Annotated in this window: 14 protein-coding genes; 8 read left to right on the top strand and 6 right to left on the bottom strand. The window is 32.1% G+C overall.

Translation table 11 applies throughout. The features are described 5' to 3' along the window. The 7 genes from Q0891_RS16290 to Q0891_RS16260 form a co-directional block, all read left to right on the top strand. On the top strand, positions 1-237 hold a 237-nt coding region (locus tag Q0891_RS16290), incomplete at its 5' end, for an integrase core domain-containing protein (RefSeq protein WP_299103383.1). 99 nt (positions 238-336) lie between these two features. Further along, positions 337-555 (top strand): hypothetical protein, encoded by a 219-nt coding sequence (locus Q0891_RS16285; protein ID WP_299103382.1) that lies wholly within the window; start codon positions 337-339, stop codon positions 553-555. After that, positions 555-860 (top strand): type II toxin-antitoxin system RelE/ParE family toxin, encoded by a 306-nt coding sequence (locus Q0891_RS16280; RefSeq protein ID WP_299103381.1) that lies wholly within the window; start codon positions 555-557, stop codon positions 858-860. The genes Q0891_RS16285 and Q0891_RS16280 overlap by 1 nt, the downstream gene beginning before the upstream one ends. Positions 861-1,071: 211 nt before the next feature. Then, positions 1,072-1,803, top strand: a complete 732-nt coding sequence (locus tag Q0891_RS16275; RefSeq protein ID WP_299103380.1) for a DNA/RNA non-specific endonuclease — start codon at positions 1,072-1,074, stop codon at positions 1,801-1,803. 10 nt (positions 1,804-1,813) lie between these two features. Further along, on the top strand, positions 1,814-2,347 hold the full coding sequence (locus Q0891_RS16270; protein ID WP_299103378.1) for a hypothetical protein: 534 nt from the start codon (positions 1,814-1,816) through the stop codon (positions 2,345-2,347). Between the two features lie 214 nt (positions 2,348-2,561). After that, positions 2,562-2,939 carry a T9SS type A sorting domain-containing protein gene (locus tag Q0891_RS16265; protein WP_299103376.1) on the top strand — a complete coding sequence of 126 codons (378 nt, stop codon included), beginning with the start codon at positions 2,562-2,564 and terminating at the stop codon, positions 2,937-2,939. Between the two features lie 110 nt (positions 2,940-3,049). Beyond that, positions 3,050-3,592 carry a hypothetical protein gene (locus Q0891_RS16260; RefSeq protein WP_299103374.1) on the top strand — a complete coding sequence of 181 codons (543 nt, stop codon included), beginning with the start codon at positions 3,050-3,052 and terminating at the stop codon, positions 3,590-3,592. Between the two features lie 12 nt (positions 3,593-3,604). Here the strand turns inward: Q0891_RS16260 and Q0891_RS16255 are convergent, their stop codons facing one another. Beyond that, positions 3,605-3,922, bottom strand: coding sequence for a helix-turn-helix domain-containing protein (locus tag Q0891_RS16255; RefSeq protein ID WP_299103373.1), 318 nt, complete (start codon positions 3,920-3,922; stop codon positions 3,605-3,607). Positions 3,923-4,045: 123 nt separating this feature from the next. Here Q0891_RS16255 and Q0891_RS16250 point away from each other — a divergent pair, with 123 nt between their 5' ends. Next, a complete protein-coding gene (locus Q0891_RS16250; RefSeq protein WP_299103371.1) occupies positions 4,046-4,558 on the top strand; it encodes a lactoylglutathione lyase family protein in 513 nt (170 codons plus the stop codon). Between the two features lie 63 nt (positions 4,559-4,621). Here the strand turns inward: Q0891_RS16250 and Q0891_RS16245 are convergent, their stop codons facing one another. The 5 genes from Q0891_RS16245 to bshC form a co-directional block, all read right to left on the bottom strand. Beyond that, a complete protein-coding gene (locus Q0891_RS16245; protein WP_299103369.1) occupies positions 4,622-4,849 on the bottom strand; it encodes a DUF3820 family protein in 228 nt (75 codons plus the stop codon). A gap of 41 nt (positions 4,850-4,890) precedes the next feature. Beyond that, positions 4,891-5,430 (bottom strand): DUF922 domain-containing protein, encoded by a 540-nt coding sequence (locus tag Q0891_RS16240; protein WP_299103367.1) that lies wholly within the window; start codon positions 5,428-5,430, stop codon positions 4,891-4,893. A 149-nt stretch (positions 5,431-5,579) separates the two neighbouring features. After that, positions 5,580-7,487, bottom strand: coding sequence for a LysM peptidoglycan-binding domain-containing protein (locus tag Q0891_RS16235; protein ID WP_299103365.1), 1,908 nt, complete (start codon positions 7,485-7,487; stop codon positions 5,580-5,582). Positions 7,488-7,539: 52 nt separating this feature from the next. Further along, positions 7,540-9,075: a glutamine-hydrolyzing GMP synthase gene (gene guaA / locus Q0891_RS16230; RefSeq protein ID WP_299103363.1), complete on the bottom strand. Its 1,536-nt coding sequence runs from the start codon at positions 9,073-9,075 to the stop codon at positions 7,540-7,542. Positions 9,076-9,156: 81 nt separating this feature from the next. After that, complete coding sequence (gene bshC, locus Q0891_RS16225; protein WP_299103360.1) at positions 9,157-10,752, bottom strand: bacillithiol biosynthesis cysteine-adding enzyme BshC; 1,596 nt, start codon at positions 10,750-10,752, stop codon at positions 9,157-9,159. Between the last annotated feature and the right edge of the window lie 3 nt (positions 10,753-10,755).

The raw sequence follows: 10,755 nt of genomic DNA, 5'->3' as shown, positions 1-10,755 counted from the left end.
CTAAAGAGAAAAAAGATAGATATCAGTATGACTGAAGAAAATCATTGTTACGAAAATGCCATGGCTGAGCGTGTAAATGGCATATTAAAAGATGAGTTTTATCTCGACCAGACCTTTGATAACGTAGCACACGCTAAAAGAGCTGCAAAAAATGCAATTAATTTATACAACGAAATAAGATTACATTTATCTTTAGACTATAAAACACCTAATATGGTATATAAATTATCAGCTTAATTCAATTTTAACCTGTAGCCATATTTCAGGACAAGACATACAGACAAAAAATCGAACTGAATCATATTTTTTGTACATTTGATTAAAAGAAATTTTAAAATGGACATTCGAACAACAAAACTTGAACTACTAAAAACGATTTTGGAGACTGAAAACAGTGATTTTATCCAAAAAGTAGCTGATTTTGTAAAAAAAGAAAAAGTCGATTTTTGGGATGAATTAACTCTATCTGAACAATCTGAAATAAAACAAGGTATTGAGGAATTGAATAAAGGAAAAAGAGTTTCTTACGAATCATTCTTAAAGAAAATTTCTTAATGAAAGTATTCTTATCCGAACTTGCCGAATCCAAACTTCTAAAATTATCTCAATATTTATTGGAAGAGTGGAACATAAAAACGCGTGACAAGTTTATCTCTAAACTAAACGATAAAATCAAACAAATATCAATTCAACCTGATACTTGTCCAAAATCATCGGAATTTGAAAATCTTTATAAATGCGTTGTAACAAAGCAAACAACAATTTTCTACAGAATAATAGCTGAACGAAAAGAAATAGAAATCATTACAATTTTTGACACACGACAAAATCCTGATAAGTTAAAAAAAGACATCGATTAAAAAGTACGAAAGCCCAACACCGTGTATAATTAATTGCTGGTTTTAATTTCAATCAAGCTTTATATTACCTACTCTAATCTTATTTAAGCTCGATTTCAATGATCACAACGCTAACCTAACAATTCCTTAAAATAAGTATATCTACGTATTCTACTGAGTGTTTATTTTTAGTAACTTCAAAACTTATAATCAATTTTTAAAGTTTTAGTTTATGAACCATCCGAATTTAAAAAGAGAAACTAGGTATGGCTTACCAACAGCAGATCAAATATTGTATAACAGACATTATGTATTAGGCTACTCGTACTATTTTAGGCAAGCAAAATGGGCTTTAGAAATTATTGATAAAGACAGAACTGATGTTGAAAGAATGGATAATTTTCGGTCAGACTACAGGATTCCAGAAAGTTTTAGAGCTGATAAAGAAGTATATCAACATTCAGGATTAGACAGAGGTCATCTCGTAGCCAGTGCTAACCAATTTGAAACACAAATACAGAATAGCGAAACCTTTTTACTCTCTAATATGACACCACAAGCACCAAGTTTTAATAAAGGGGTTTGGAAAGATCTAGAACAAGCCATTAGAATATTAGATAGTGATGAAAAAGTTTTTGAAACCTACGTCATCAGTGGTCCTTTATTTTACTTTGATCAAGAAGTCATTATGATGGGTGATGATAATGCTAAAATTTCTGTCTCATTACCAATTCCTCATGCCTTTTTTAAATCGGTCTTAACAGAACGAAATACAGGAACCATAAATATGTGGTCTTTTATAATTCCGAATGAAAAAACAGATAAAAAACTTGAAGAGTTTTTAGTTGAAACCTCTAAAGTAGAAAAGATATCGGGTTTACTCTTATGGGAAACATTACTTGGCACTAAAATGATTAATAAAAAATCTCGAAAAAGGAAAATGTGGAAGTTTGATATTACCTAAAGATGCAATTATGAAAATCATAATCTATGTTATGCTAATGTTCGTTTTGTCATCTTGTAAATACAATGAAGACAATAAGAGCTTAACCTCAGCAAAAAACATTACTTGCACCTATAAAGCTTGCACAGGCACTTACATTGGTAAAGAATTTATTAATGGCGACGATATTGCACATCAATTCTCTAACCAAATGGCTGCTTCTGTTGGCGATCAATTAAAAAAGCTATATGCTTCTAGAACATACGCTAAAGTGGATCTTAAAAACATCTCTATGCGTACAGATGGTATGGGTTCTGGATTTGTATCTTATAGCTTAACAATTCCTTTTCTTTCCGTGACTAATAAATGTGATGCTTACACAGCATTTGATCATGTTGGTGGTTGGAATCACACTCCTGCTCTAGCGCAACGTAAAGCACAATTAAAAAACGTAGTATTAGCTGGTCGTCATTTAAATATTAGTGAACTAAAAACCACAAAACAAGGCTTACAAGAATATTGGATTCAGTGGCAACACAAAGTCGTACAAGCGGATTGCGAATAAGGTTTATAATTCCCCAATTTGAAGACTCCAATTTTTATAGCAACACTCATTTTCTCAGATTTAAAAAGACAGAAAACACCTATAAATTACAATTAACTAATGCTTAAATGCAAATACATGTAGGATTATTCGTAAGTAAATTTGCGTTAATCATTTATTTTCATAAGTTTACGGCTTAAATTAATATTTAACCCAAATTTTAACCTACTTATTTATGAAATTTAATTTATTACTAGTATTTGCTGTATGTTCTATGGCATCTATGGCACAAACCGTTTCGGCGAGTAAAACAAACGCCATTTCTGTGGTTGAGACTGCAGATATTGCTTTTGCTATTGAAACTCAAAATGAGACCACAGAGAATGATGACAAAGTAAAAGTTTACCCAACTGTTACTGAAGATCTTGTTTATTATGGCCTTGTTGATGAGGACATTAATTTTACCATTACAGTTTATGATATCTATGGTAAAAAGCAAAAAGTAGAAGTTTACAAAGGAACTATTGATCTTAATCAATTAGATTCTGGAATGTACATCATTCAATTTAGCAGTAAACATTACACGGTAACAAAGAACGTTTTAAGAAAATAAACGTTGGTTGCGTATTTAGGCCCTTTTATTAGGGCTTGTATTAAAATTAAAAAACCACTTGGTCCTACTTAGTGGTTTTTTGTTTTTAGACTTTAATTAAATTATCTATTATGAAATCCTACTCACATATTCTTACTATACTGTTTTTTACCTTAATTACATTTGGTTGTGCTCCAGAAGAGAATACGTCTTACACACCAGAAGACACTAACGAATTTAGCTATAATGGCAACAATTATCCTTTAATGTCTGCTATTATTGTTGATAGTAATTCTAGTGCTAGTGAATCTGGTAAAATTTCGATAAATATATTTAATAAATCAAGTTCTGAAATAACAAGCAACTCCGATTTAACAGATGTTTCTTATGTTAATTTTGAAGTTGATGACATTAACCTACAGAACACCACTTACAACTCAATTGATGCATTCAGTGTCTCTATAAATGGGTCAATAACAGACAGTGAATTTAATCCTGGCACACAACTCTTGTCAGACAGTGATCCAGATTCTGATTTATATGCACAATCTGGTTTTGTGACCATTACTAACTATACAGCATATAATATCGTATTTAACTTTTCATTTACTAGAAATGATGGTACTATAATTGCTGGCAGTTACGATGGTAATTATCTATTAACAGGCAATTAAAATTGTTTAGAGCTATTTACTTTTAATTGTTCTAAGATCTTCTAAACCCCATTTATCTAAGCTTCTCAATAGATTTTCGAGCGATTGTCCTCTTTCGGTTAGCTTGTATTCTACTTTTGGAGGCACTACAGGATAAACCTTTCTAGAGATTAGTCCATCTTTTTCTAATTCTCTAACCGTTTGCGTAAACATCTTATTTGATATATCTGGTACTTTTTTCTTTAAAACACCAGATCGAGAAGCGCCTTCTAACAAATGAAACAGTATTAGAGGTTTCCATTTGGTACCTATTAAGCGCATCGTATAGTTAAGTGGGCAACTATTTTTCATGTTATTTCTACAATAAACTTCTATTATTCAGCAATTTACTATTTTAGTGTACTATAGCACTTTTTAGTAAGTTATTGCTAATTACACAAATATAAATTAATTTTGAACTCTAAAACAAAAATTATGACAACTAATAAGAGTTACCCAAAGTCTTTTTCGCATATCGGTATTACAGTACCAGATATTAATGCTGCTGTAAAGTTTTACTCAGACGTCATGGGTTGGTACGTTATTATGGAACCTTCTACTGTAAAAAAGGAAGCAGATACAGCCATAGGTATAATGTGTATTGACGTTTTTGGCGATGATTGGGAAAGTTTTGAAATTGCACATATGTCTACCTCAGATGGTATTGGCATAGAATTATTTTCATTTTCTCATGGCGTAAAAAAAGCTCCAAAATTTAATCCGTTTAATACCGGTTTATTTCACTTTTGCATCCAAGACCCAGATATTGAAGGTTTAGTAGATAAAATAGTTGCTGCTGGCGGAAAACAACGTATGCCAATTAGACAATACTATCCTAACGATAAGCCTTATAAAATGTGTTATGTTGAAGATCCATTTGGTATTGTGTTTGAAGTTTACACACACAGCTACGAGTTAACGTATTCTTCTGGTGCTTACGCAAAATAATAAGGTGTTACGCTATAACACATTTTCTAATAGGTTAAAAATACCTTAAGAAACAGAAATCTTTTACTTTTCAAAATCGCGTCGAATGGTATGAATCATTGATTCTAAACCATTAATTTTAATGTCAAACATTTGGCGCATCATTTTACCTAATTTTCCCTCTGGAAATCCTTTTTGTTGAAACCAAACATAGTAAGCTTCTGGTATGTCTACAAGGTATTGATCTTTGTATTTCCCAAATGGCATTTTATAGTGCGCTAATTCTATAAGAACTCGTCCGTCTAATTCCATTTTTAATTTGAAGTCTAATGATTTTTATTAAGACAGAATTATTAAAGCGATTTGTAATCTTTTAGATTCTTTAATTCTTTCTCTACATAGTTAGCCCATTCTCTTTGCTTAACTGCATTTATTGAATGTTGGGTTTCACGATCGTATTTTGCTTGAGCTGCACTGAGCTTTAAATTGATGTCTTCATGCAATCTATTCAATTGCTTTTTTACATTTTGATTCACTTGTAGTTTAGAAATTTCCTGTCTTAATTTTCGAGAATATAGTTCTGTAAGATCAAAATGTAATTGCTCATGACCAAGGATATGCGCATCACTTTGCGCTTTTTTATACCAAGATTTATTAGGATAAAAGTGCGATTCTACTGTGGTTGAAAATTCCACTATACGTTTGCCAGATGTTTTAACACCAAAACCAAATGTAATTCCTGAAGCTGTTAAAGCAACGGCGTCAGAATCGGAATCTGGACTTGCTTTGAAGTCTGCCCAAGTTAACTTGTTATTTTCATCCCAAGTCATTGTGTCTTCATTAGTTTCACTACTAACAAATAACACAAACAAACAAATAAGAATATTTTTCAAGGGATAAAAAATGGATTAAAATGAATACGCTAATTAATTAGTTAAACGCACCTCTCAAAAATAACGTCATTTATATCAAAAAAAGTATATTATTCGTTAAAGCACTGAAAAATTAAGATGAGATTAGATAATAAATAACCTGAAGCACCTTAATTTGCTTTTACTACTCGTAAATCGTCGAATTTTACTACATAAACAGCTTGGTTTACATAACCACCAAAAAAGTCAGTAGTATATCTAAACTTGTTTTCAATGTATTCTGTTTCCACTGTATCTGGAGAAGCTTCATATAAATCCTCTGCAGATGCTAAACGCATTAAGATATCTAAAGTAATATCAAAACCACGTGCTGCATATTTACTTGGTGTTATACCATATTCTTTTCTGTAGGCCTTAACAAATCCATTATCTTTTTCATCATCAAAATCTCTATACACAGAAGCATAATGAAATTTAAGGTTAGACAAATAAATGTTATCAATGTTTTTACCTTCAAAACCTTTCCCCTTGTCTAAAGTAGCCAAAACAATCTCAGTTCTATCACTAATAAAACCATTTAGCATACTTATTATACTCGATGCAAATGAGTCGTTATCAGTTTCTAAAAACACTATTGTTTTACCTGCTGTGAATACACCTTCTAATTCTGAATGATACAAAAAGTAGGCATCTTTAGTCTTATCTTTTTTATTCATTCTAGAGAAAAACAGCTTTGCACCAGGAAATTCCTTTTGCAATGCTTCACTAGTCGCTCTATTGGCCTGATCAGAAATTATTACCACTTTAGTTTTTAAACTATCAGCTTTTACAAAATCAATCATTGTTTTGCTCAATAATTCCTTTTCTGGTAAGGTTTGAAATACGTTGCTATAAACTTGTTTAGGCTTGTTCATTGCAGCAATTACAGGCACGCGATCGCCTTTTAAAGCAGAAGCCACACGATCAAAACTCTTACTTTCCATTGGTCCAATAACAGCATCATAATCCGAAAAATCATTTTCAGCTAATATTTTAGATGTTACTGCTGCGTGGTAATGCGTATCAAATACCTTAAGATCTGTTGAGATTCCTAATTGTTTAGCAGAATCTAAAGCCATCAATACACCAACATGAAAATCTAACACTATAGATAACAATTTGTTGTTTTTAATTCTATCCTTTGCTTCCTCTACCGAGTCTACATCAATTTTATGCAATTGATAAGGCATCATTAAAGCGATCTTCTTAGTCTTATAATTAACTAGGTTTCGTTTTAAATTAGTAGTTTTTACCGCTGTTAATCCTACTTCTGTATTACTACCTTCTGGTACTTTTAAAACCATACCTGCTTTTAATCCTGTTGTTTTTAAATCAGGATTTAATTGCTCTAACTGCCCTTGCGTTAAGTTTAACTTACCTTTTAAACTGTAGAATGTTTCTTTTGGTAAAACTTCATAATAACCAAATGCAGCTTCAATTTTCTTTTCTTCCTTATCTTCAATATTAGGAACATTAAGCACATCTCCTGGTTGAATTACGTCATTCATGTAAGGGTTTAATGCTTCTAAATCTGCAACCGAAATTCCAAATTTATAGGCAATACGCCATTTCCCCTCTTTTGGTAAAACGGTGTATTTCTTTACGGTGTTACTTAAAGACCTTTTTGAAATAATTGTTCGGTATTGAGGAATTTTAATTTTATCACCTTTTTTAAGGTTTTCAGAATATAAAGAACGGTTGGCCTTTTTTAATTCTTCTTCAGAAATTCCATACTTTTTAGTTAAACCATATAACGTTTCTTTTCGTTTTACTTTATGACTTTTATAACCAGTCAGCTCGCGCTTATTTTCTGCTATAGGTTCATTTTTAATTTTAGAATTTGGTATAATTAAAACCGTATTCGGCTGAAATTTTTTCTTAGCATCCGGATTTAATGCATAAATATCAAAAGGTGTTACTAAATATTGTTTTGCAATCGATTCTATTGTTTCTCCAGACTGTACCTTATGTTCAACATAATTTTGAGCACTTAAACCAATAGTAAAAGCAATTAATAAGATGGCTAAAAAATTTTTCATGTATTCTATTTTACTTTTATTCTAAAAACAATATAGGCTAAGCTAAATTGTTTTATTCCCATTCAATCGTTGCAGGTGGTTTAGAGCTAATATCATACACAACTCTATTAACACCTTTCACTTTATTTATAATTTCATTTGAGGTTTTTTGCAAAAACTCATATGGTAAATTTACCCAATCTGCAGTCATTCCGTCTGTACTTTCTACAGCTCGTAAAGCTACACATTTTTCGTAAGTACGCTCATCTCCCATTACACCTACACTATTCACTGGCAACAACATAGCACCTGCTTGCCAAACTTTATCATACAAATTCCAAGAACGAAGGTTATTAATAAAAATAGCATCTACCTCTTGTAATATACGTACTTTCTCTTCAGTTAGATCACCAAGAATCCTAATTGCTAAACCTGGACCAGGAAATGGATGACGACCTAATAACTGACTATCCATATTCATAGAAGCACCAACGCGTCTTACTTCATCTTTAAACAAAGCTCGTAAAGGTTCTACAACGCTCAACTTCATATAATCTGGTAATCCACCAACGTTATGATGACTTTTTATCGTTGCACTTGGTCCTCCTGTTGCAGAAACACTTTCTATAACATCTGGATAGATTGTACCTTGCGCTAACCATTTAACATCTTGTATTAAGTGCGCTTCATCATCAAAAACAGCAATAAATTCGGCTCCAATAGCTTTTCTTTTCTTCTCTGGATCACTCAATCCCTTCAAAGCACCCAAAAAGCGTGCCGAAGCATCTACACCTTTAACGTTTAATCCCATGCCTTCGTATTGATGCAATACATCTTCGAATTCATTTTTACGTAATAAACCGTTATTTACAAATATACAATAGAGGTTTTTGCCAATAGCTTTGTGTAATAACATCGCTGCTACAGAAGAATCAACACCTCCTGACAGACCAAGTACGACTTTATCATCGCCAAGCTTCGCTTTTAAATCAGCAACCGTTTCCTCTACAAATGCATTTGGTGTCCAATCTTGTTCAACGTGTGCTATTTTAATTAAAAAATTTTGAAGCAATTGATGACCATCCGTTGTGTGATATACTTCAGGATGAAATTGAATAGCATACGTTTGTTCGCCTTCAATTTTATAAGCTGCATTTTTTACATCACTTGTACTTGCCAACAATACACCATTAGTTGGTAATTGTTTTATAGTATCACTGTGGCTCATCCACACTTGGCTGCCTTCGTGTATGTTTTCAAAGAAGTCTTCATTCTCTTTTACAAAATCTAAATTGGCTCTTCCGTATTCTCTAGTATTAGATTCCGCAACTTCGCCACCAGAAAAATGGGCTAAATATTGCGCACCATAACATACGGCTAACATTGGTTTTTTTCCTCGTATACCATCTAACTCTGGGTGAAGAACATCTTCTCCTCGCACAGAATTTGGGCTACCAGATAAAACAACAGCCTTAAAGCTATCTGAATCTGAAGGAATTTTATTGAATGGGTGAATTTCGCAATAGATATTTAATTCTCTAACGCGACGCGCAATTAGTTGTGTGTATTGCGATCCGAAATCTAAAATTAGGACTTTGTTGTGTTGCATGCGCAAAAATAAACATTGAATTTAAATTTACGATTGACGATCTGCGATTTTTTGAATAGTTTTTAACAGTTTATATGATAACTATAAGGTAACGATGGTAAACTCGCCTTGCAATGGTTGTAGAACCTTCAATAAGTTAGGAATTAATTGTGTGCCAAACTCTAAATATAATTCTGAAAAATTAGTATTTCGTTCTTGTAAACTTTGATTAGGAAACAATTGTTCTTGTAACTCCGTACAACGGCTAATTTGGTCGGCTAATTTTCGCTTTTGTGCCTGTAGCAAACGTTTTTCAAGATGTTTTAAGCCTTTTAATTGTTTTACTTCTTGTGCTTTTACAGCGCCAATAAATGATTTATCGGTTTGTTCTGCTACTTCAAAAAGGGATTTAAACTGAGATTCTAAATGTGCTATTTGGTCTGAAAAGTCAATATCTATATTCGAGATTTTTCTAACCTTCTTATTAATAAATGAGTGTCTATCTAAAAATAAATCCTTGTTAGAAATATTTAAGCTTTCAAGTTTTTCGGCTTGTTTGATGGTTTTTATTAAGGCTGAATTTCTTAACAACAACATAGGAAATGTTACGTTTTGCGCTTCAAAATTAGATTTTAATTGCAACCAATAAATCATTTCTCCGCCTCCACCAATGTAACAGAGATTTGGCAAAATCACTTCTTGATATAAAGGACGCATAATTACGTTAGGCGAAAAACATTCTGGTTCCTCATCTAAGTGTTTTAATAGTTGACTTTCATTCCATTTTATTTCTGAATCTAAAACGGAATAGACTCCGTCACGTTCTACAATACGTTCGCGTAAGCCGTCTTTTATATAGAATAGATTTATTTCTCTTGGATTAACCTGAATCTTTAAATCTAAGGCTTCTAGTTTTTTATTAGTTTCAGAAACTGTTTTAAATGCTGTTTGCTCTAGAATTTCTTTTCTCATCTGCGGAATAAAAAGACGTTTTAATGCGCTATCATCAGCATCTATAATAACCAAACCATGTTCGCCAAACAATTCGTTTGCCAAATAACGTGTAGCATCCGCTAAATTATTATGTTTTAAATAGCCTTCCTTAAACCATGTTTTTAGTTGTTCTGCATTTCTACCTTCTCCAAATTCTAAAGCAATAATATCGAAAACATCGTCTAAACCTTCCGTGTTAAAATGACCAACTGCACCTGTTTGGTTTGAATTCCATTGTATCTTTTTGCCTTTAAAATTGAAATAATTAATTTCTTCAAAATCATGGTCTTCTGAAGCCATCCAATAAATGGGTACAAAATTATAAGTTGGACATTCAGCTTTTAACTGCTTTGTTAAATTTATAGTAGACACAATTTTGAACAAAAAATATAAAGGTCCTGTAAACAGGTTTAATTGATGACCTGTTGTAATGGTAAAGGTGTTTTCTTGCTGTAGGCTTTCAATATTTTCAGACGTCAAATCTGAAGTCTGTATATCTTTATATTGTTGTTTTAAAGTTTCAACTAATACCGTTCTCGTTTCACGTTTAAATGAGATAGATTTTTCATGTATCTGAGCTTCAAAATTTTCAAGCTTTGGAAAACGATTGTAAAAGTCTTTTAATTCTGGTTTTTCCGCGATATAGTCGCATATAAAATCTGAAAAATAATGGGTTTCCTTAAACGGTATACAGTCAGTTGGCATAGG

The organism is uncultured Winogradskyella sp., assembly GCF_947498005.1.
Lineage (GTDB): Bacteria > Bacteroidota > Bacteroidia > Flavobacteriales > Flavobacteriaceae > Winogradskyella.
Note: the sequence above shows the minus strand (reverse complement) of the source record. Positions and strands in the feature narration are given on the sequence as shown.

Bases quoted from the DNA above. Each gene is read 5' to 3' on its own strand.
- Q0891_RS16285 (WP_299103382.1), top strand. From the start codon at position 337: ATGGACATTCGAACAACAAAACTTGAACTACTAAAAACGATTTTGGAG.
- Q0891_RS16280 (WP_299103381.1), top strand. From the start codon at position 555: ATGAAAGTATTCTTATCCGAACTTGCCGAATCCAAACTTCTAAAATTA.
- Q0891_RS16275 (WP_299103380.1), top strand. From the start codon at position 1,072: ATGAACCATCCGAATTTAAAAAGAGAAACTAGGTATGGCTTACCAACA.
- Q0891_RS16270 (WP_299103378.1), top strand. From the start codon at position 1,814: ATGAAAATCATAATCTATGTTATGCTAATGTTCGTTTTGTCATCTTGT.
- Q0891_RS16265 (WP_299103376.1), top strand. From the start codon at position 2,562: ATGAAATTTAATTTATTACTAGTATTTGCTGTATGTTCTATGGCATCT.
- Q0891_RS16260 (WP_299103374.1), top strand. From the start codon at position 3,050: ATGAAATCCTACTCACATATTCTTACTATACTGTTTTTTACCTTAATT.
- Q0891_RS16255 (WP_299103373.1), bottom strand. From the start codon at position 3,922: ATGAAAAATAGTTGCCCACTTAACTATACGATGCGCTTAATAGGTACC.
- Q0891_RS16250 (WP_299103371.1), top strand. From the start codon at position 4,046: ATGACAACTAATAAGAGTTACCCAAAGTCTTTTTCGCATATCGGTATT.
- Q0891_RS16245 (WP_299103369.1), bottom strand. From the start codon at position 4,849: ATGGAATTAGACGGACGAGTTCTTATAGAATTAGCGCACTATAAAATG.
- Q0891_RS16235 (WP_299103365.1), bottom strand. From the start codon at position 7,487: ATGAAAAATTTTTTAGCCATCTTATTAATTGCTTTTACTATTGGTTTA.
- guaA (WP_299103363.1), bottom strand. From the start codon at position 9,075: ATGCAACACAACAAAGTCCTAATTTTAGATTTCGGATCGCAATACACA.
- bshC (WP_299103360.1), bottom strand. From the start codon at position 10,752: ATGCCAACTGACTGTATACCGTTTAAGGAAACCCATTATTTTTCAGAT.